Here is a 21,327-nt window from a genome sequence, read left to right as displayed (position 1 = left end):
CGCAAGCCGGTGTCCTCAAGGTAAGACACGCCGCCCTAGCGGACGAGAATGCGAAATTTCCGGCATGTAAAGGCCCTCGGATAGGGGAACGAATTTCCGGACGTTCTAGCGTCGGCGCTGTAATGCTTTGAATTGCTGCTTAAATTTTGGCGCGGCACGCAGAGTGACGACATGGTGTTGCATCGTTTTGGCAATCATCGACATTCGGTATTAAGTTCTGCGTGGGGATGCAGGATAGGCGGATTACGCCGGCTCGGTCCGCCTAGCATCGAGGGGTCAATGAACTGCCCGAAAAGGAATAGCTTTCATGAACCTCTTTGCTCCAGATCTGAAGGCCGAAACCAAGGGCGAGGAATTGTGGGAGCGCGTCCGCGCCCAATACCCTGCCCAGGAACCGCTCCTGAATTTGAACAACGCTGCCGTCAGCCCGCCAACGATAGCGGTACAGGAGGCCACGATTGACGCCTATCGCTTCATCAGCCGCAATCCTGACTATAACATGTGGAGCAACCTCGATGCTGCGCTGCCCGGTATCAAGCGTGATTTGGCCGAGTTGATAGATTGCACGCCAGACGAGATTGCGCTCAACCGGAATTCCTCGGAAGGACTTTCAGCGGCGATTTTTGGAATACCGCTGACCAAGGGCGACCAGGTGTTGATCTCGAACTGGGACTATCCGAGCGTCCGTGCCGGATGGCTGCAACGGCATCACCGCGACGGAATCGAGGTCGTGAACTGCGCCTTCGATATCATGGACAGCGACGAGGATATCATTGATGCCTATGTGGAAGCGATGACGCCCCGGACTTGCGTCCTGCAACTGACGCATATGTATCACTGGAATGGACGCGTTCTTCCCATCGAGCGACTCTGCCGGATCGCGCGGGAGCGCAACATCATCACGATAGTCGATGGCGCCCAGACGTTCGCTCAAATGCCGGTCAGTTTTCGGCAACTGGATTGCGATTTCTTTATCACGAGCCTTCACAAATGGCTCGGCGCACCTGTCGGCAACGGAATGCTGATCGTCAACCGACGCCAGATCGACCGAACTTGGCCTCTGCTGGCGCCCTTCGACCAACCCGCAATGAACATAGACAAGTTCGATCACTGGAATCTGGGTACCTATAATTCCGCAATTCAGGCCGGAATTAAACCGGCGATCCAATTCCATCGGGAAATCGGCGCAGACAGGATGCACGTCCGACTGCGCGAACTCACTCGACACTGGGTCGGTCAGGCTCGCGACATTCCCGGCTTCAGGCTTCACACGCGGACCGACACTGAGAGCCTAGGTGCAATATGCCTGTTTTCAATCGACAACACCGACATGAAAAAACTGGAGAACACTCTTCGAGAGAAATACCAAATCCACACGAAATATCGCCAAGTCGAGCATGTCGAAGGTCTGCGGGTTTCGCCGCATATATATATGCTGAAGAGTGACCTTGACATGTTCGTCAGCGCGCTCAGAAATGCGTTGGCTTGAACCGGAAGCCCGTTCCTGAAGATAGAGGCGCCGGCATCGACACCTCTCAGCCAGCAAAGATAACGTCCTCAGGAGACCAGGGATATCGTGCCGGGGATCGGCGAGATCGCCATCTTGCCCGAAAATGCGGCTCGGCCAGCCCCACTCGAACCTCGAACTGCGGCAGAAATGATCACTGTCCGGATCGCTGCATAGACCCATCATCTCGCGTTGGCGTGAACCAGCCACCGAGCGTTTCCTCCAATCCGTCCGTATTGTTCTCTTCGCCGATCCAAGCAATGCAAGCGTCGGGACGGATCAGCATCGAGGGGCCCCGATCGACGGCGACGCAACGTATCCTCTGCTTGCTGGCTGCAACGAGCCTGGACGCCGTCCGCTCAGGCGAGGCGTCGAGAAGAACGCCCATGCCATCCTGCATCAGATCATAGAGCGAGACGGCGGCATCGCCGTCGCTAATCGACCTGTCGCCGATCAGCCGCCCGACCTCGTCCAGCTCCGAGCCGAGATCGTAGCGGGTGGAAAGGCCGCTCATCATCTCGCCGATGAACCGGTTGACGTTGTCGAATTGCATGAGGTTCGCCACGATGTCCCGCATCGCACCCGCCTGTGGATCGGGCCGCAGGATGGCGACCTGGGCACGGGTGTTGGCTAGAACGGCTTCGGCGACGGGTCGCCGCTCGGCCGTGTAGGTATCGAGCAGGCTTTCCGGCATGTCGCCGCGAATGACCGCCGCGAGCTTCCAGCCGAGATTTGCAGCATCCACCAGCCCGAGGCTCAAGCCCTGACCACCAAACGGCGAATGGACATGCGCCGCATCGCCGGCAAGCAGCACCCTGCCGCGGCGGTAGCTATCGGCAAGCCGGGTGTTGTCAGTCCATCGGCTGCCGCTTTCGAGCGCTTTCACGCGGACATCCGTGCCGCTGATGCGGCGCAGTACGGCTTCGATCTCCTCAGCTGTGACCGGCGCTTGCCGATCTTCAGGCGGACCGCTGAAGTCGAGCATGAACAGTCGACCGGGGAAGGGCCAGTAGGAAAATACGCCACCCGATGTGCGATTCCAGCCAATCGGCAGCAGGCGTTCGGGATGATCGATCTCGGCGACGGCCTGGTAGAACGTCAGGCTTGGGGCTGTGCCGGGGAACTCAAAGCCGGCCATCTTGCGGATGAGGCTACGCCCGCCGTCGCATCCAACGAGGTAGGAGCAGCCGATTTGGCCTGCGCCTGTCGGAGCTCTCAACTCCACGTCAATGCCGTCCGCCTGCTGCACGAAGCCGGTAACGTCAAAGGCGCGGCGCACCTCGATCCCAAGAGCGCGGGCGCGATCGGCCAGCATGGCTTCGAGGCTAGGTTGATCCACTGCGTGAGCACGCCGTTCCGGCTCTTTCTGCGCGTCCTTTCGGATAAGAGGCAGGCCAGCGAAATGACCGCTGAATTTGGACGACCGGCCACGCAGCTCCGCCCCGGCCTGCTCGGCGAACTGCTTCATCGCCGCGAGGCTCTGCGCTTCCGCGGCGGCGATGGCCGCAGCCATCCCACGACGCTGGAGTGCCTCGCTTCCAAGCGGCCCGAGCGACATTGCCTTCATGGCCATACTGGCCGACGCCAGACGCTCCAGCACGAGGACGCGCACGCCTGACAAAGTCAGCTCGATGGCGGTCAGGAGTCCGACCGGTCCTGCGCCCACAACAACAACATCAACTTGTTTTTCCATCTCACATTCCATATACTGGATATCAATATGTACTCAGTACATAAATAAATGCGCAATCAGAGACAACATGTCAATGCCATCGGACTCAATGCCACCGGACCGGCGATCCCGTAAGCGCCTCGCCACGCGACAAGGCATCTCCAACGTCGCCACGCGCCTCTTCCTGGAGCGGGGCTTCGATCATGTGACGGTCGATGAGATCGCGGCAGCCGCCGATGTCGGACGGATGACGGTGTTCAATCACTTTCCCCGCAAGGAGGACATGTTCTTCGATCGCGACGAGGAGGGTCGCGAGATGCTGCGCGAAGCTCTGCGGCAGCGCCATCCCAGCGTCTCTCCGATCGAGACGTTACGTCTGCTCGCTCATCATCTGGTTGCGGAGGAGAGCCCTTACCTCCGATTTACTGCTAGGAGCCAAAGCTTCATCGAGACGATCGAGGCCAGCGACACCCTCAAGGCTCGGGCGAGGGCAATTCGCGACGAGATCGCCCACGTCGTCGCGGTGGCGCTATCCGAAGGCGTCGGCCGAAAACCTGATGATCCTGATGCCCATCTGGCGGCCGGTATTCTCCTGGCGACGTGGACCGTGGGCTTTATCCAGGCTCACCGGACCTTTCGGCAGAGGCAAGATACAGAGGAAGCAAAAGCCGTCTTTCTCGCCGCTGTAGATAAGGGAACTACCGGCCTGAACGCTGCTCTGGCAGGCACACCTTATGCCTGAGCAATCACCCTCTGGTGGGGCCGGAATGCCCGTCTCCGCAATGTTGAGGTCTTCCGGGCGGATGCCGCAAGTGCGCGCCGCGCTTTGGCTCAATTGCGGCGGAAACGGCAGCGAACACCGCCGTCGATACGGAAGCCGCCGTCGCTGATGCCACCCTCGAAGAGGTTAGGCTAACTTCGGTTCTCCAAGCGGTTTGTTTTGCGCCACTCTTCGTACTCTCCGCGGGCATCGTCATGCAGCGGATAGTAGCGCTGTAACGACCCGCCCTCCATAAGCTTCACTCGGGAGAACTCCTCCCAATCGTGATGCTTTTGCGACTCTTCGATTACCTTCGAGGCCATTGCGACTGGAAGCACCACCACCCCGTCGTCGTCGGCGACGATGATGTCTCCGGGGATGACCGTGACACCGCCGCAGGCAATCGGAACGTTGACGGCATTGGGATAGATGCTGGTCTGCACATGGTAGTTGGGAGTCCAGCCACGCAGCCATAGGGGGAGATCTAGCTTGTCGACATTGGGCCGATCGCGCATGCACCCGTCGATTACGATGCCAGCGCCGCCTCTGCCTTTAAAATACGTCGACATCATATCGCCAAAGACACCCGAGCTCATGTCGCCGCGCGCGTCGACCACGACCACATCGCCCTCCTGCGCGTGATAGAGCACGTGCCTGTGCAACTGCGTCTCCGGATCGGCATATTCTCCCTCGGTGAAGAGGTCCGGCCGCTGCGGCATGAACTGGAGAGTCAGCGCCGGCCCGACAATCGACTTCCCGCGGTTCTGCGGCACGGGACCGACCATGTGCGGATTGCGGAAGCCCATGTGGCCAAGCGTGCCGGCAACCGTCGCGGCGCCGATTTCCTTCAGTGCGTCGATCAGCTCTTTGGGCGGTCGCGTAATGTCGGGAGTATGGGTCATTTTAGACTCCGGTGGATGAACTACCAGTTCGTAACAGAACCGTCGCGGCGCTTCAGGTGAGGCGCTTCCCAGAAACGAAAGCTCTCGGCCTTGACCGCCTCTTCGTTGACCTCGACGCCGAGCCCCGGCAGATCGCTGACCGGATAGTCGGGGCCGTCGAGCCGTGGTTGCACGGGGAAGAAGTCGGAATTGTCGAAGCCCAGCTTTGTTTCGGGCACCCTGGTCTCGAGCCAGGCGAAATTCGGCACCGCGGCGGCGAGATGGATGGTCGCGGCCGTGCAGATTGGGCCAAGGGGATTGTGCGGCATCAGGTCCACATAGTGCGCCTCGCTCCAGCCAGCTACCTTCATCGCTTCAGTGAGCCCGCCAACATTGCAAACATCGAGCCGGTTGAACTGATGGATGCCGCGCTCGATGTAGGGCAGGAACTGCCACTTGCTGGCAAATTCCTCGCCGATGGCAAACGGGATGTCGGTCATCGTGCGCAGGGATTCGTAGGCCTCCGGTGTCTCGTCTCGTATCGGCTCCTCGAGGAAATCAAGCACGCCACGGCCGAGCTTGTTGCAGAAGCTCGCCGCCTCTGCCACCGAAAGCCGATGATGATAGTCGATGCCGAGGACGACGTCGTCGCCCAGCGCCTCGCGCGCCTTGTTCAGCATGCTTGCTGTAGCGCCGATCGATTCGCGCGGCTCAAAGATGTCCTTGCTGTTTTGCCCGATGGGAAAGAAGCGGATCGTCTGCCACCCCTGTGCGCGTAGTTCGCGGGCTCGTTCGATGGCAACATCGCCCTCGGCCTCGTCACCGGTCGAGGCGAAGGTAGGAATGCGGTCGCGCTGCTTGCCGCCCAACAGATCGTAGGCCGGCACCCCCAGCGCCTTGCCCTTGATGTCATGAAGGGCAATGTCGATGGCGGAAATTGCCGCCTGCAGAACGCGCCCGCCTTCGAAGTATTGGCTGCGATAAACTTCTTGCCAGATCCGACCAATCTGCATCGGGTCGCGGCCGATGAGAAACTCGCGATAGTGCTCGATCGCGCCGGCCACGGCCTTCTCGCGACCGCTCAAGCCGCTCTCGCCCCATCCGAAGATGCCGTTGTCGGTCTCGACCTTGACGAGCATCTGGTTGCGCGTTCCTACCCATACTGGATAGGGCTTGATCGCGGTGATTTTAAGCTTCGTAGTCATCCCCACCCTCGTTCCAGACGCATCGGCTCTGTCTCAGTTGGCCTTGAGGGCCATTTCTGTTTCGCCGTCGAACAGATGCATCCGCTCCTGGTCAAACTCGAGCCAAATCGGCTCGTCGGGCGCAACGGCAATGGTCGGCGGCACGCTGACGTTGACGATGGCGCCAGACAGGAACGCCTGTACGAAGGTGACGTCGCCGGTCGGCTCCACCGTGTAGGCCTTGGCAGGAATGCTTCCTGGCACCGCACTCTTATGCAGCTTGATCGTCGAGTGACGTGCGCCGAGCACGACTTTCTTGGTGGTTGCCCTCGCGACCTTCTGGGCGTTGTGTGGCGAGAGCTCGAGGCGCCAGCCCTCCGCGCTGGTCAACACTGTATTGCCGCTTGCCGTTGATGCCTCCAGCGGAACAAGGCTCATCGCCGGGCTGCCGATGAAGCTGGCGACGAACATGTTCACCGGATGGGCAAAGACCTGCGCCGGTGAATCGTATTGCTGCAGGTAGCCGCCGTTCATCACCGCCATCCTGTCGGCCATGGTCACAGCTTCGAGTTGGTCGTGCGTCACATAGATGATCGTTGCCTTGAGGTCCTGGTGGAAGCGCTTGATCTCCGACCGCATCTGCACGCGCAGCTTCGCGTCGAGGTTGGAGAGTGGTTCGTCCATCAGGAATACCGCCGGATCTCGAACGAGGGCGCGGCCCAAGGCCACACGCTGCTGTTGCCCGCCCGAAAGTTCGCGCGGCTTGCGCTCGAGCAGTTGCGTCATGTCGAGCACTCGCGCTGCTTCCTTGACCTTCCTGTCGATCTCGTCCCTTGGCAGTTTGCGCATCTGCAGCGGGAACGCCAGGTTTTTATAGACCGATTTTTGCGGATAGAGCGCGTAATTCTGGAACACCATTGCGATGTCCCGGTCCTTGGGGTCGAGGTCGTTGACCACCCGGTCCCCGATGACGATGTCGCCCGATGTGATGGGGATCAGCCCCGCTACAAGATTGAGCGTGGTTGTTTTGCCGCAGCCTGAAGGGCCGACGAGCGCAACGAATTCGCCGTCATTGACCGTCAGCGAAACATCGTTGACAGCTTTGAAGCTGCCATAGGTCTTGACAAGATCTTTGAGGACCACGTGGGCCACCGGCAACTCCCTAGTGCTTAACGGCGCCTTCTGTCAGGGCGCGTACGAAGTATCGTTGCAGGACGAGGAACAGGACCACGACGGGCACGCTCATCATAAAGCTGGCCGCCATCAGGCCCGGAAAGTCCGTCGTATTTTCCGAGAAGAAGCGCTGGATACCGACCGGCAGTGTCAACTGGTCGTTCTTGGAGAGGAACGTGTAGGCGTAGATGTACTCGTTCCACGCGCCGATGAAGGAATAGATCGCCGTGGCGATGATTCCTGGCGCCGAGAGCGGCATCACGATCAGGACAAAGGCCTGGAACCGCGTCGCTCCGTCGATGCGCGCCGCCTGCTCGAGCTGCACCGGGATGTTGTCGTAGAAGCCCTTGAGGAGCCAGATTGCCAGCGGCAGGCCGAATGTGAGGTAGGTGAGAATGAGCGATCCATGCGTGTTCACCAGCCCGATCGCGCGCATCAGGATGAAGAGCGGCACGAGAAAGATCACAGCCGGAAACATATTGCGAAGCAAGACGGCGAAGAACAGAAAGTTCCGGCCCGGGAAGGTGAAGCGCGAAAACGCGTAGGCCGCAGGAACCGCCACGATCACCGAAAGGATGGTCGTGGCAGTGGAGACGAAAAGGCTGTTCCAGAAGAAACGAAGGAAGTCCTGGCCGACGCTGTTTTGCGGATCGAGCAGCTTCTGGTAGCTGTCAAGGGTGGGTTGGTCAGGCCACCATTGCGGCGGGAATTGCATGGCCGCGAAGCCGGACTTGATCGAGGTGATCAGCATCCAGACCATCGGCAACGCGGTGTAAAGCAGCATGAACGCGAGGAAGATGCGTCCGCCCCACCGCCATCCGTCGATGCGCATACGGCGACGGGCCTGGCCTCGAGGAGCAGTCTCGGCAATCGTGTTCATGCGGTCCCATCCTTCCGCTCGTTGCCGCTTAGAGCACGGACGTAGAAGTAGCCGAGCGACATCAGGATCAGGAACAGCAGCACCGAATAGGCCGATGCCACCCCCCAGCGCTGGCGGCCGAAGGCGAGCTCATAGATGTGAGTGATCCAGATATGCGATGCGTTCGACGGCCCGCCGCCGGTCATGATCCAGGGGATGATGAATGAATTGAAGTTGGCCACTGCCAGCAGAAGGATCGTCACCGTCGAGACGTTTCTCAAATGCGGGAAGGTGACGTGCCAAAACCGCTGCCATGCATTGGCTCCGTCGACTCTTGCGGCGCGCAGCAACTGATCGGGAACCGTCTGCAGGCCAGCCATCATCATGATCATGGCAAACGGAAACTCCCGCCAGATATTGACGACGATCAGGGAGGGCAGCACTGTGCTGACGCTGTCGATGAAATTCGGCGGCCTGTCGGCCAATCCGAGGCCGACCAGCACCGCGCCGATAATCCCAAAGTCTGAATGGTAGATCCACTTCCAGATATAGGACGCGGCGACCGCGCTGATGACCCAGGGAATGATCAGGATCGCCCGCAGGATGCCGCGGCCGACAAAGTCGCGATGAAGCGCCAGGGCGCAGGCAAACCCCAGGACAAATGAGATGAAAGTGGATCCCAATGTCCAGATCAGAGTGTTCGAGGTGACCTTCCAGAACACCGGACTTGTGAGGATGGCGGTGTAGTTGCCGAGGCCGATGAAAATCTTGTCCCGGAGCTGCAGGCCAGGCGGCGTATTAAAGAACGACAGCTCGATCGTGTAGTAAATCGGATAGGCTATGACGATGAGCATCACGGCGATCGCAGGGAGCACGTACGCGTAGTCGGCGCGATGCTCCCAAATCTTTCGCAGCACACCGGACCTATCGGGTTGCAGTCTCCGGCTAGCCTCTGCCTTGCCGATCAAGATCGTCACCGTGGCGTGCCCTTATTCTTCGGAACAACCGGCCGCACTCTTGGCGCAGCCGGTCAGATCGTGGTCAGGCTTGGTCTAGAGTCCGCCGTCCATCAGGTCTTTTACCTTCTTGGCCGCGTCGTCCGCTGCTTGGTCGACGGTCATGGCTCCGGTCAGGGCATTCTGCAGCATGTCCGGGACGATGATATTCATGATCTCGGGGGACTGCGGCAGCGCCGGGAACGGGATGCCGTATGGCAGCATCGAGGTCGTGACATCAAGGAACTTGATGTTCTCCAGACGCTCCTTCATCCATTTGGTCTTGAAGCCGTTAAGGTTTCCCGGGTTCGAGCCGGCATAGGCCATCTTCAGCGACCATTCAGGGCTCGTCCACATGCAGATGATAGCCTTTGCGGCCGGCTCGTCTACCTTGCCGCCCTCGACATATTCGGGCTTCAGGATGTGAATGTTCGAGCCGCCAAACACGACAGCACGCTTGCCGTCGGGGCCAGTCGGAATCAGGCCGTAACGCATGTTGTCGATGACGGTCTGCGCCTTGTCCTTGTCGGTAGCCGTCGCCTTTTTCTGCAGGTCGAGCATAACGTTGTAGTCGGACGGGTGCGAGATCATCATGCCGAGCTGGCCACCGAGGAAGAGGGGCTGGTTGTCGGCCTGCTGGTTGGTGAGCGCCGAAACCGGAACCGACTTGTCGCGAACATACATATCGTACGAGGCTTGCAGCGCCGCCTTGCTCTGCGGGCTATTGAGCTCGACCTGCTTATAGGTCGGGCTCGCGGTAGCTTCGTCGAAGACGCCTCCGCCATAGGCCCACAGCTGCGGCATGAAGCGATACGGCGTATTGCCGGCATTCTTGCGAGCCACGAGGCCGTAACCGGCAATGCCGAGCTTGTCGTGGATCTGCTTGGAATACTTGACGACGTCGTCCCAGGTTGCCGGAGCCTTGTCCGGATCCAGGCCTGCACGCTTGAAGATGTCGGCGTTCCAGATGAACGCCATCGTCTCGTTGTTGGTTGGAATGCCGTAGGTCACATCCTCCCAGGTCACGGCCTTCATTGCGCCGGGCCAGAAGTCCTCGGTCGAATACCCAACATCCTCGGGTTTGAGCGGCTGCAGATAGCCCTTTGAGGCGAACTCGGTGCCACCCAGGATTTGCAGGCGGACCGCCATGGGCGCTGCATTACCCAAGAGCGCGGTCCGGAACTTGTCCAGAAGGTCGTTATAGGTGAGGGCTTGTTCCTCAAGCTGGATGTTTGGATAGGTTTTGCGGAAGGTCTCGAAGAACTCCTTGTAATACTGGCGCAGGAGGTCGGGGTCGCCCTCGAACACGCCCTGATACCAGAAAGTCAGTCGCCCCTTGTAGTCGAGCGGCGTGACCTTGGCGCAATCGCCCGCCGTGTCAAAATCCTGCGTGCCGGCAATGGAGCGGACATATTCCGGCGACCACTTGCTCAAGTCGACCGGCGCACCCAGCGCCGACGCGGACATCAGCGATACCATCAAAGCAGTGGAGACAGTGCCGCGCAGGACGGCACCGCCGAGTGAAATCCTCGTCATAAGGTATCCTCCAGGTTCTCCCATGCCGCTCTGCATCGAGGCGAGCGGTCTTTGCTCATCGGCCGCGGGACGCTTTCAGCCAATGTATCCCTTCGATATTTTTATACATTTTCAGATCGCGAATTGCCTGTCAACTAGACAAATCGTACATTGTCTATAGCAATCTCGCGTGATAACGAGATCAATGTGTGTATTGATTGGGGACAGCCTTGGCCGAAACAAGCGATTTTAAAGCAAAGCCCCCCGAAGGGATCGACGCTCTCGGGGCCTCCAGCGAGGGCGCCTCGCTGTATCAACTGATCAGGGAAGACATCATCGAAGGGCGGCTGGCTGCCAACGAGCGGCTTGTGGTCACCGATCTCGCCCGGCGCCACGGCACCTCAACCAACCCGGTGCGCGAGGCTCTGCAACTGTTGCGCGGGGAAGGCTTTGTCACCCTCGTTCCCAACCGCGGAGCACGCGTGCGGCCCATAGATCAGGATTTTGTTCGGGACATCTACGAGATCGGAGTCTTGATCGAGCCGGCACTGACGCGATGGTTCGTGAATATGGCCACCGTCGAGGACATTGCTGAACTCGAACGCATCCAAGGCCTGATTGAAGAAAACGACTTCGCCGACACGTTGAGACATAGCGAGTTGGACACCGCCTTTCACACCGTAATGTACCAAAAGCACTACAACCGCCATGCCGCCGAGCTTTGGTGGAAGCATCGCGAAGTGCTTCGAGCCGTGAGCCGGCGCTTCAACTTCACGCTCGCCCGGCGTGCCGCGATCCTTAGCGAGCATCGTGAGCTCATCGCACATGTAAAAGCGGGAAATGCGAACGAGGCAGCCGAACTCATTGCACGCCATGTCGAGGGTTCCGGCCGGCACATCCTCGAACACATGCGTGCGCGTAACGCCGCTCGGGCAGGATAGAATACGCAGTCTGGAATATCGTTATCCCGACCACGTCAGTAAAGGCAGTTGAGATGAAAATCACCAGCGTTCGGCCGTGGCTAATCAGATCCGATGCTTCCTATTGGGGAGAGTTTCTGTTCGTCGAAGTGACGACCGACGAGGGGGTGAGCGGCTGGGGCGAGATCACCACCACGACAAGGCTCGCCAATCGCGCACTCTGCACGATCCTGCGGCAGATCGGTGCCGCTGTAACAGGCGAGGACCCGGCGCGTATTGAGTATCTGTGGCACAAGATATTCCGCAGCTTCACCTATATGGGCAGTCGCGGCGCCGCAGTCGAATGCGTAAGCGCCATCGACATAGCCCTTTGGGACATCCGCGGCAAAGTTCTTGGTAAGCCGATTTACGAGCTGTTGGGCGGACCGGTACGCGATGAAATCGCGCTCTACACCCATCCCAACCAGGCCAAATTCACCAGCAAGGAGGCTGTGGTCCGCGAAATTAGAGACATCGTCGAGTCCGGCCACACTGCGCTCAAGTTCGATCCTTTCCCCCACCAGGGCCGCACAGCCGATGGACAGTCCCGCGAGCAGCGGGACGGCTACCTCGATGGCAGCATGACCCGCAAGGATGAGCGCGAAGCCGCCGAACTCACGGCTCTGATCCGCGAAACGGCGGGCTCTAATGTCGACATCCTCATCGATGCGCATGGCCGCTTCGACGTTCCCACCGCCATTCGCCTCTGCCGGAGCCTCGAGGAAGCCGGTCAGATCGACTGGTTCGAGGAGCCTTGTCCGCCCGAGAGCCTCAATGCCCTCAAGCAGGTCCGTGAGAAGGTCAGTGCCGCTATCTCGTGGGGCGAGCGCGGCCACACGAAGTGGGATTTCGTGCCGGTGCTCGAAAACAAGCTCGCTGACTACATCATGCCTGATGTCACCTGGACCGGCGGCATTACCGAACTCAAGAAGATTTCGGCCCTATGCGAAGCCTACTACATCCCGGTCTCGCCGCATGACGCCGCAGGGCCGATCAACGTGGTTGCTGGAGCGCAGGTGATGATGACCGTTCCTAACTTCTACAAACTCGAAACGTCGGAGTGGAATCTCGGCAAATACGATCACCTCATCGACAGACCACTCGATGTTTCGAACGGCAGCCTCAAGCTTACGCCGAAGGCTGGTCTCGGCGTTGAGATGAACCGCGACTACCTTCAAAACCACGAGATAGAGCTGGACTAGCTAGCAACGCTCTGCGCCGCCTCAGCATGCGCGACGACGAGCCCCGCCGACCAGAACGAGGATAAATCATGCCAGAGGCAGATGGAGCCGACGAGGCGCTCAATCGGGTGAACACGCATTCCAAGCCATCCGACCTTCGGATCACCGACATGCGGGTAGCCGAAATTGTCGGCGCGCCGTTCACTTCAGCGCTGCTCAAGATTTACACCAACCAGGGCATCGTCGGGCTTGGCGAGGTGCGCGACGGCGCCAGCGCCACCTACGCGCTGATGCTGAAGAGCCGGTTGCTTGGCGAGAACCCTTGCAACATCGACCGACTGTTTCGCCGGATCAAGCAGTTCGGCGGGCACGGCCGGCAAGGCGGCGGCGTATCGGCCGTCGAAATCGCGTTGTGGGATCTTGCCGGCAAGGCCTATGGCGTCCCCATCTACCAGATGCTCGGCGGCCGGTTTCGGGAGAAAGTGCGCGTCTACTGCGACACCGACGCCACCGTGCCGAGCGGCACCGAGACCGGCAGGCGCCTCAAGCAACGCATGGAGCTCGGGTTCACCTTCCTCAAGATGGATCTGGGGCTGATGCAGATCGCGGATGTGCCCGGTGCGGTCGTGTCTCCTGCCGGCTCACTTGAAGGGTACCGCAACCACCCCGGCCGCGGCCCGCTGAAGACCATTGAAGAGCGGCGCCTCCGCAACGCTGCGTACGATTTGCATAACGTCCCACACCCGTTTACCGGCCTGCACTTTTCCGACAAGGGCCTCGACTTCCTTGAGCAATACATTGCCGAGGTTCGTGAGGTCATCGGCATGGATATTCCGCTCGCCATAGACCACATCGGCCACATCTCAGTGCAGAACGGCATTCGCCTTGCCAGGCGAATTGAAAAATACGTGCCAGCCTGGCTCGAGGATGTGATCCCATGGCAGTACACTGAGCAGTACCGACAACTGCAGGACGCCACTACGGTGCCGATCTGCACCGGTGAGGACATATACCTCAAGGAAGGCTTCGAGCCTCTGCTCAAGAGCGGCGGCATCTCCGTTATCCACCCAGACCTGCTCACCAGCGGGGGCATCCTCGAGACCAAGAAGATCGGAGATATGGCGCAGGACCGTGGTGTCGCCATGGCCATCCACATGGCAGAAAGTCCAATCGCCGCAATGGCCGCGGCACATGTGGCGACCGCGACTGAAAACTTCATGGCGCTCGAATACCACTCTGTCGATGTCGACTGGTGGGACGATATCGTCACCGGCCTTCCCAAGCCGCTCGTGAAGGACGGCTTTATCACTGTTCCGGACAAGCCGGGCCTGGGGATTGACGACGTCGTCGACGAGGTGATCTCGCAGCATCTGCAGCCGGGTGTCACCGGCATCTGGCAGCCCACGGATCACTGGGACGATGAGTATTCCTGGGATCGCACCTGGAGCTGAGGCGAAAAGGAACGAAGATGAAGATCACCGATCTCCGCTGCGCCGTTATCGGCAAACACCCGATCGTCCGCATCGTAACCGACGAAGGCCTCCATGGCTTGGGCGAAGTCGAGTTCACCAAATCCTACCTCAAGCCCTGGGTACTGCATTTCCGCGAGGCGCTGATCGGCGAGGACCCGACTGACGTCGAGAGAGTCATGCTGAAGATCCGTCAACGCGGCTCTTTCAAGCCGTACGGCGCGGCGGTAAGCGCTATCGAGCATGCGCTGTGGGATATTGCCGGCAAGGCCGCGGGCGTGCCCGTCTATAAACTGCTGGGCGGCAAGGTGCGCGACAAGGTGCGCGTCTACAACGGCTCGATCCGCCGGCAACGCACGGGCGACCGGCCGGAGGATTACGCCGCTGACGTCAAATGGATGATGGAGCAGCCGCAGAACTTCTTCATGATCAAGCAAGGAATCTCGTTCCACTCCAACATGAAGGACACCATTGAGGGCTTCCACTACGGCGTGACGCAGAAGGCCGGCTATCACGGTGCCATGGATCAGGGCGTGATCAGCGAGCGCGGTTTCAATCACATGCTCGACTGCGTGATCGCGATGAAGGAAGTGCTGGGCGACAAAGTCAGCCTGGCGCTCGACTGCGGTCCGGGCTGGATGCTGCCCGATGCGATCAAGTTCGCTCGCGCGGTCGAGAAGTACAATTTGATGTGGCTCGAGGACATGCTGACTGGCGACTATGTGCCGTGGGTCAATCCGCAGGCCTATCGGGAACTGACAACCTCCACCTCCACGCCAATCCACACTGGTGAGCAGATCTACCTGCGGCACAATTTCAAGGAACTGATCGAGACGCAGGCGGTGCGCGTCATCGGCCCAGATCCAGCCGATATTGGCGGTATTGCCGAACTCAAATGGGTCGCCGAGCACGCCTACATGCACTCGATCCTGATGGCACCGCACGGGGTCGCCAACGGCCTGCTAGGCCTCGGCGCGTTGATCAATGTCTGCGCCACCTTGCCCGCAAATTACATCGCGTTCGAATATCCGAGCGCCAGCGACCCCTGGTGGGAGGATCTGGTCGTCGGCTTGCCACCGCAGATCGTGAAGGACAGTATGGTGGACCTGCTGGAAGCGCCGGGGCTGGGCCTCGATATCGACGCCGAAGCGGCCAGGAGATATCTCAGGGAAGAGGATGCGGGCTTCTTCGACTGAACCTCCCTCCTCACGCCAACAATACCGTGTCGCGACCAGATCGCCGCCCGTCGCCCTTATAGGCCGAGGTATCGAGATTGAATCCCGGGAAGAGAGCCACTTTCCCGTCTGGAGTTTCGAGGGCGCATTTTCTGCGCCCTCGTATTGCAACTCAGCCGATGGCCATGAGGCTTGCATTGCCGCCGGCGGCCGCGGTGTTGATCGACGTCGACACCTCCTCCAGCAGCCAATTCAGGCAATAGGCTTCGGGATCGCTCGCCAATTCCTCGGCCGTCGCGGCCTGGACCAGCAGAAGCGGACCGGGCAGGTGAGCGATCTTCTGATTGACGGCCAGAACCCTGTCGCGATCCCCTTCGACGAGGGCACCCGAGAACGGTCCGTCCTTTTCCCAATCCGATGTCCAGGAAATCCGGCTGGCGACAGCCGCGGGAAGATCCGCCAGGACTGACTTCGATAGGGAACCCGCGTCCACGACGATATGGTTACCGGTCGACAGGGCTGCGGCGATCTGGCGATGAAGCCCGCTTTCCGTCTGCGGCACGAGGAGTATACGGCCGCGGGGATGGAGCGCGTAGAGATTGAGCTCCCCGACCGGACCGGTGAGTTCGCGTTCGAGCCCGAGCGCCGAACGGCTCGCATATCCACGCGCCGCCTCCCCCTCGCCCGGCAGGCCCTTCTTATCGAGCCAGACAATGTAGCCGCGAAGGGCGAGGTCCGTATGAACGGAATCCTGCTGCGGCGGCACCGGAGCGCGTTGCACCAACCGGCCGATATAGAGCGGACCGCCGGCCTTCGGACCTGTTCCCGACAAGCCGCGACCGCCGAAAGGCTGCACGCCGACGACGGCGCCGATGATGTTCCGGTTGACGTAGAGGTTGCCAGCCTTGATGCGGCTGGTCACATGCGCGATCGTTTCATCAAGCCGGGTGTGAAGCCCGAATGTGAGCCCATAACCCGATGCGTTGATGTCGTCGATCAGACGGTCGAGCCCGTTTCGCTTGAAGCGGATGACGTGCAGGACCGGTCCGAAGACCTCCCTCGTCAGGTCCGACAGCGACTTGATTTCGATAATCGTCGGCGGAACGAAGGTCCCCGCCGCGGCACTTTCGGGCAGCGGCAGCTGATCCACCTTGCGGCCTAAGCCGCGCATATGCTCGATATGCTGGTCGATCTCCGTCTTTGCGCTGTCATTGATGACTGGGCCGACGTCGATGCTCAGCCGATCGGTACGGCCGATCGTCAGTTCGCGGAAGGCGCCCTTCAGCATGTTGAGGGTCCTGTCGGCGACATCGTCCTGAAGGCAGAGAACTCTGAGCGCCGAGCAGCGCTGACCGGCGCTATCGAAAGCCGAGGCAATGACGTCGGCCACCACCTGCTCGGCCAGTGCCGAGGAGTCGACGATCATGCCGTTCTGACCGCCCGTTTCGGCGATCAGCGGAATCGGCCTGCCGCCTGCTGACAGCCGTTCCGCCAGCTGCGCCTGGATCATGCGGGCAACTTCGGTCGACCCGGTAAACATGACGCCTGCCGTTTCCTCCGCCCCGACCATGCCGGCGCCAAGGCGGCCGCTGCCGGGCACGAACTGCAAGGCACCGACAGGCACGCCCGCCTCGTGGAGGATCTTCACGCTTTCCGAAGCGATGATCGGCGTGACGCCGGCCGGTTTGGCAAGCACGGGATTGCCGGCCACCAAGGCTGCGGCGACCTGCCCGGTGAAAATCGCCAGCGGGAAATTCCACGGGCTGATGCAGACGACCGGGCCGAGGGGCGCATGCGAGGGACCGAGGGTCTTGCGCGCCTGTTCGGCGTAGTAGCGCAGGAAATCGATGGCCTCACGCACCTCGCCGACGGCATTGGCCGCGGATTTGCCGGCTTCGCGCATGACGATGCCCATCAGCGTCTTGATGCGGGCCTGCATGATGTCGGCCGCACGCTCGAGACAGGCGGCACGCTCGGCCGGCGGCACGGCGGCCCATTGTGGCGCATGCTCCGCAGCCATGCGAACGATGCGCGCTGCCTCCTCGACCTTCACTTCGGTCACCGTGCCGACAACATCCCGGTGATCGGCAGGATTGAGAACCTCCCGCGTCACCCCATCTGTAGAGCCGTCGGCAAGGATGGGAAGTGCGTGCCATAGGGTCGCAGCCGTGGTGGCGAGCGCCTCTGCCAAATCCGAAAGGGTGGCCTCATTCGAGAGATCGAGGCCGTCGGAATTGGCCCGGGCGTTACCGTAAAGAGCCTTCGGCGAGGCGATCTGCGCGTGGGGCGCGCCAACGACCGGCATGGCTGCGACGATTTCGGCGGGATCGGCGATCAGGGCCTCGACCGAGACATTCGGATCGGAGATGCGGTGCACGAAGGAGGAATTGGCGCCATTTTCCAGAAGACGTCGAACCAGATAGGCGAGCAGCGTCTCATGTGTTCCCACAGGCGCATAAATGCGGCATGGCCGGTCGAGTTTTTCCTTTCCGACAACCTCGTCATAGAGAGGTTCGCCCATGCCATGCAGGCACTGGAACTCGTATTTGCCGACGGTGAAATCAGGGCCGGCCAGACGATAGATCGTGGCGAGAGTCTGCGCATTATGGGTGGCAAATTGCGGGAAGACCGCATCCGGAGCGTCGAGCAGCTTGCGCGCGCAGGCGATGTAGGCGACATCGGTGTAGATCTTGCGGGTATAGACCGGATAGTCGTCGAGGCCGTCCAGCTGGGCGCGCTTGATCTCCGCATCCCAATAGGCGCCCTTGACGAGACGGACCATGACCCGGCGCCCGGAACGGCGTGCGAGATCGATGATGTAGTCGAGGACGAAGGGGCAGCGCTTGCCATAGGCCTGCACGACGAAGCCCAGCCCGTTCCATCCGGTGAGCTCAGGGGCAAAGCAAAGCTCCTCGAGGAGATCGAGTGAAAGCTCCAGCCGATCGGCCTCCTCCGCGTCGATATTGAGGCCGATATCATAGGTCCTGGCGAGAACGGCCAGCGCCTTGACCTTCGGCAGCAGCTCGCTCATCACCCGGCCGGCCTGCGACCTCACGTAACGCGGATGCAGGGCCGAAAGCTTGATCGATATGCCCGGGCCGTCATAGATGCCGCGCCCGTCCGACGCCTTGCCGATGGCATGAATCGCCTTTTCGTAATCCCGGTAATAGCGCTCGGCGTCAGCGCCCGTCGTGGCGGCCTCGCCCAGCATGTCGTAGGAATAGCGGAAACCACGCGCTTCCAGCGGGCGGGCGCGCTTCAGCGCCTCTGCGATCGTTTCGCCGGTGACGAACTGCTCGCCCATCATGCGCATCGCCATATCGACGCCGCGACGGATGACCGGCTCGCCGGCGCGCGCGATCAGCCGTGTCAGAGCTGCCGACAGGCTTCGGTCGTTAACCGTCGAGGTCAGCTTGCCGGTGACGACGAGACCCCAGGTGGCGGCGTTGACGAACATGGATTTTCCGCCACCGATATGGGAGGTCCAGTTGCCCTCGGCGATCTTGTCGCGGATCAGCGCGTCCCGGGTTTCGGTATCGGGAATGCGCAACAGCGCTTCGGCGAGGCACATCAGCGCCACGCCTTCCTGGCTGGAGAGTGAGTATTCCTGCACCAGCCCTTCGACACCGGTCCCCTTGTGCTTGGCGCGCAACGCCTCAATCAGGCTGCGGGCCGTGCTGCGAATGTCATAGCGTTTTGCCTCGGAGACACGCGCTGCGGCAACGAGCGGCGGCAGGCATTCGGTTTCCGGCCGGCGATAGGCTGCCGTGATGGCCCGGCGAAGTTCGGATTGCGGTCGGATCGGTGGGGCAAAGCCGGAGAACGGCGCGCCGTCGACGGGATCATGGGAGGGCGTGGAGGGGGGCGCTGCGTTCAACATGGGAGTCCCTATTCAATCGATGTTTGGTCTAGCGGATAAATGGAACAGCGGGCTCGTCGTCCCAGAGCGCATCATCCGTGAAGGCCGGGCCGGAATATTCCGTCTCGCGCAGCGGGCGCGCATCTGGTCTGTCGCGCTTGAAGGTGAGCGCCGCCGCCACAGCCCTTATTGCCACCGGCCGGTAGTGAACGAGCAGGTCGGGTTTTTGGTCATCATCCGCTTCGTTGTCATGCATGTATGATCCCCCGTTTTGAGGTCGACGCCGATACCGATCACAGCGCTCTTTCACCCGGCGCCCAATCTATCACAGCCCCAGATCGCGATCTCACTTGATTTTTACAGTTTCTAGGCCGTATGAACTTATTAATACGTCATCGAGAGTTCAAATGGCCACAGAAACTGACATCTTTAGTGAATTGGACCAGTTCGATAAAAAAATCCTCGCCGCACTCGCCGAGGACGGAAGGCTGTCGATCACCGATCTGGCTACGCGTGTCGGACTGTCGAAGACGCCATGCCAGATCCGCTTCAAAAGGCTGATCAGCGAAGGATACATCGAAGGCTTCAAGGCCATCCTCAATCCGTCGAAAATGCAGCTCGACCACATTGCTTTCGTCGAGGTGAAACTCTCCGATACCCGCGAGCATGCGCTGAAAAGCTTCAACGATGCCATCAAGAAGATCGGGGAAGTCGAAGAGTGCCATATGATTGCAGGCAGGTTCGACTATCTCCTGAAGATCCGCACCCGAGATATTGGCCGCTACCGCCGCGTCCTCGGCGAGCGCATCTCGACCCTGCCCCACGTTGCCAGCACCTCGACCAACGTCGCAATGGAGACGGTCAAGGAAGGCTGGGACAAGTCCGGTTCGAGTTTTTCGTGAATGTGATCCGTAGGAAGCTATGACGAGCTGCCGGTGCGTTGCCGCCGGAGGGACTGCGATATAGTCATTGCCATCGGCTGTCGCGCCAATGCGATCATTCCGACCATTCGCATGAAGCGATGGCTAAAGCGGTTGCGGCAAGTAGCAATCCACCCACAGCCATTCAGCCATCTCTCGCTTTTCGACCGCGTGGGCTCGATTTCACCGGCACGCTCTTGCCGTACTCTTTCCACCACGCCGTCTCGAGTGTTGGTTACCGATGCCGGTAGCGAAAGGCTTCGACGAAGGCGGAGAAAGCAGGGGATGGATGGCGCCGGCTGGGGTAATAGAGATGATACCCTTGGAACGTTGGCGCCCAGTCCGCCAGCACTTCGTGCAGTTGACCGCTGTCACAATATTGCCTGATGAGATCCCTCGGCACATAAGACAGCCCCGCCCCATCGAGAGCGGCATTGATCGCAGGTCCTATGTTGCTCATCACGAGCTGGCCTTCCACACGTACGCTGAACTCGCGGCCATCCTTTTCAAACTCCCAGGCATACAGAGCGCCTGACGTCGGAAGACGCAGGTTCACGCAATTGTGGTCCGTCAAGTCTTGCGGGGTCGAAGGTGCAGTGCGGGCCGCAAAATATTCCGGTGATCCGACCACGGCATAAGAGATATCGGGCCCGATGCGAACGGCCACCATGTCGCGCGCAATCGCCTCGCCGAGCCGCACGCCGGCATCGAATTGGCGCTCCACGATATTTGTGAAACCGTTGTCGACCATGAGTTCCACGGTGATATCGGGGTAATCCCGTAAAAATGCCGACAGCCTCGAACGGAAAACCAGCTCCACGGCATCATCGGGACATACGAGGCGGACTGTGCCCGAAGGCTTGTCGCGCAACGCGCCGAGGGCACTGATCCCGGCGGCGATGCTCTCGAAATGCGGCTGGATAGTTTCCACGAGGCGCGCACCGGCCGCCGTGGGAGCCACGTCACGCGTCGTGCGGGAGAGAAGCCGGACGCCGAGTCGGGCTTCGAGCGCGCTGATCGTATGGCTCAACGCCGAGCGCGTAACTCCCAATTTTGATGCAGCGCGCGTGAAACTCCGCTCCTGAGCCACCTCCAGAAACGCACGCATTTCCGTGAACTCGTCTCGCCGCATTGTTGAATCTCCTTCATCACGACATTCAGATTATAGCTTCTAGTCGCGCAAAACCAGTCCGGCTATCTATCTGGCAACGGACAGGA

17 protein-coding genes and 2 pseudogenes are annotated in these 21,327 nt (G+C 60.4%); 7 read left to right on the top strand and 12 right to left on the bottom strand.

All coding sequences use genetic code 11. The features are described 5' to 3' along the window. Positions 1–307: 307 nt before the first annotated feature. Positions 308–1,489 carry an aminotransferase class V-fold PLP-dependent enzyme gene (locus tag AC1D2N_RS17945; protein ID WP_018245993.1) on the top strand — a complete coding sequence of 394 codons (1,182 nt, stop codon included), beginning with the start codon at positions 308–310 and terminating at the stop codon, positions 1,487–1,489. A 172-nt stretch (positions 1,490–1,661) separates the two neighbouring features. Here the strand turns inward: AC1D2N_RS17945 and AC1D2N_RS17940 are convergent, their stop codons facing one another. After that, positions 1,662–3,200 carry an FAD-dependent monooxygenase gene (locus AC1D2N_RS17940; protein WP_018245994.1) on the bottom strand — a complete coding sequence of 513 codons (1,539 nt, stop codon included), beginning with the start codon at positions 3,198–3,200 and terminating at the stop codon, positions 1,662–1,664. A 67-nt stretch (positions 3,201–3,267) separates the two neighbouring features. Here AC1D2N_RS17940 and AC1D2N_RS17935 point away from each other — a divergent pair, with 67 nt between their 5' ends. Further along, positions 3,268–3,921, top strand: coding sequence for a TetR/AcrR family transcriptional regulator (locus AC1D2N_RS17935; protein WP_164903070.1), 654 nt, complete (start codon positions 3,268–3,270; stop codon positions 3,919–3,921). 18 nt (positions 3,922–3,939) lie between these two features. Here the strand turns inward: AC1D2N_RS17935 and AC1D2N_RS17930 are convergent. The 7 genes and pseudogenes from AC1D2N_RS17930 to AC1D2N_RS17900 form a co-directional block, all read right to left on the bottom strand. Continuing rightward, positions 3,940–4,088 (bottom strand): annotated as a pseudogene (locus AC1D2N_RS17930) (sugar ABC transporter ATP-binding protein); the annotation flags it as partial. A gap of 3 nt (positions 4,089–4,091) precedes the next feature. After that, positions 4,092–4,841 (bottom strand): ribonuclease activity regulator RraA, encoded by a 750-nt coding sequence (locus AC1D2N_RS17925; protein WP_018245997.1) that lies wholly within the window; start codon positions 4,839–4,841, stop codon positions 4,092–4,094. Between the two features lie 20 nt (positions 4,842–4,861). Continuing rightward, positions 4,862–6,025 carry a mandelate racemase/muconate lactonizing enzyme family protein gene (locus AC1D2N_RS17920; RefSeq protein ID WP_018245998.1) on the bottom strand — a complete coding sequence of 388 codons (1,164 nt, stop codon included), beginning with the start codon at positions 6,023–6,025 and terminating at the stop codon, positions 4,862–4,864. Between the two features lie 33 nt (positions 6,026–6,058). Beyond that, on the bottom strand, positions 6,059–7,156 hold the full coding sequence (locus AC1D2N_RS17915) for an ABC transporter ATP-binding protein (protein ID WP_018245999.1): 1,098 nt from the start codon (positions 7,154–7,156) through the stop codon (positions 6,059–6,061). A 10-nt stretch (positions 7,157–7,166) separates the two neighbouring features. Then, complete coding sequence (locus tag AC1D2N_RS17910) at positions 7,167–8,057, bottom strand: carbohydrate ABC transporter permease (protein ID WP_018246000.1); 891 nt, start codon at positions 8,055–8,057, stop codon at positions 7,167–7,169. Then, a complete protein-coding gene (locus AC1D2N_RS17905) occupies positions 8,054–9,013 on the bottom strand; it encodes a carbohydrate ABC transporter permease (protein WP_018246001.1) in 960 nt (319 codons plus the stop codon). The genes AC1D2N_RS17910 and AC1D2N_RS17905 overlap by 4 nt, the downstream gene beginning before the upstream one ends. A gap of 75 nt (positions 9,014–9,088) precedes the next feature. Beyond that, entirely contained in the window at positions 9,089–10,567 is a 1,479-nt protein-coding gene (locus tag AC1D2N_RS17900; protein ID WP_018246002.1) for an ABC transporter substrate-binding protein, read from the bottom strand. A 209-nt stretch (positions 10,568–10,776) separates the two neighbouring features. On the opposite strand from AC1D2N_RS17900, the gene AC1D2N_RS17895 reads away from it, so the two are divergent. From AC1D2N_RS17895 to AC1D2N_RS17880, 4 genes are all read left to right on the top strand, one after another. Next, the gene (locus AC1D2N_RS17895; RefSeq protein ID WP_018246003.1) at positions 10,777–11,487 is read left to right on the top strand and encodes a GntR family transcriptional regulator; all 711 of its coding nucleotides are present in this window, start codon (positions 10,777–10,779) and stop codon (positions 11,485–11,487) included. Positions 11,488–11,540: 53 nt separating this feature from the next. After that, complete coding sequence (locus tag AC1D2N_RS17890; RefSeq protein ID WP_018246004.1) at positions 11,541–12,707, top strand: mandelate racemase/muconate lactonizing enzyme family protein; 1,167 nt, start codon at positions 11,541–11,543, stop codon at positions 12,705–12,707. Positions 12,708–12,775: 68 nt separating this feature from the next. Continuing rightward, the gene (locus AC1D2N_RS17885; RefSeq protein ID WP_018246005.1) at positions 12,776–14,137 is read left to right on the top strand and encodes a mandelate racemase/muconate lactonizing enzyme family protein; all 1,362 of its coding nucleotides are present in this window, start codon (positions 12,776–12,778) and stop codon (positions 14,135–14,137) included. Positions 14,138–14,154: 17 nt separating this feature from the next. Continuing rightward, positions 14,155–15,351, top strand: a complete 1,197-nt coding sequence (locus AC1D2N_RS17880; RefSeq protein ID WP_018246006.1) for a mandelate racemase/muconate lactonizing enzyme family protein — start codon at positions 14,155–14,157, stop codon at positions 15,349–15,351. 151 nt (positions 15,352–15,502) lie between these two features. Here the strand turns inward: AC1D2N_RS17880 and putA are convergent, their stop codons facing one another. Continuing rightward, positions 15,503–19,210 (bottom strand): trifunctional transcriptional regulator/proline dehydrogenase/L-glutamate gamma-semialdehyde dehydrogenase, encoded by a 3,708-nt coding sequence (putA, locus tag AC1D2N_RS17875; protein WP_018246007.1) that lies wholly within the window; start codon positions 19,208–19,210, stop codon positions 15,503–15,505. A gap of 28 nt (positions 19,211–19,238) precedes the next feature. Next, positions 19,239–19,445 carry a hypothetical protein gene (locus AC1D2N_RS17870; RefSeq protein WP_018246008.1) on the bottom strand — a complete coding sequence of 69 codons (207 nt, stop codon included), beginning with the start codon at positions 19,443–19,445 and terminating at the stop codon, positions 19,239–19,241. Between the two features lie 151 nt (positions 19,446–19,596). On the opposite strand from AC1D2N_RS17870, the gene AC1D2N_RS17865 reads away from it, so the two are divergent. After that, positions 19,597–20,091 carry an Lrp/AsnC family transcriptional regulator gene (locus tag AC1D2N_RS17865; RefSeq protein WP_018246009.1) on the top strand — a complete coding sequence of 165 codons (495 nt, stop codon included), beginning with the start codon at positions 19,597–19,599 and terminating at the stop codon, positions 20,089–20,091. Positions 20,092–20,254: 163 nt separating this feature from the next. Here the strand turns inward: AC1D2N_RS17865 and AC1D2N_RS17860 are convergent. Together AC1D2N_RS17860 and AC1D2N_RS17855 are read right to left on the bottom strand one after the other, a co-directional pair. Continuing rightward, a pseudogene (locus AC1D2N_RS17860) lies at positions 20,255–20,344 on the bottom strand (winged helix-turn-helix transcriptional regulator); the annotation flags it as partial. Further along, positions 20,345–21,241, bottom strand: coding sequence for a LysR family transcriptional regulator (locus AC1D2N_RS17855; RefSeq protein ID WP_018246010.1), 897 nt, complete (start codon positions 21,239–21,241; stop codon positions 20,345–20,347). Between the last annotated feature and the right edge of the window lie 86 nt (positions 21,242–21,327).

It is taken from the genome of Rhizobium sp. P1_B8 (assembly GCF_056406515.1).
The sequence above is the reverse complement of the archived record's forward strand: the minus strand, read 5'-3'. Positions and strand labels throughout refer to the sequence as shown.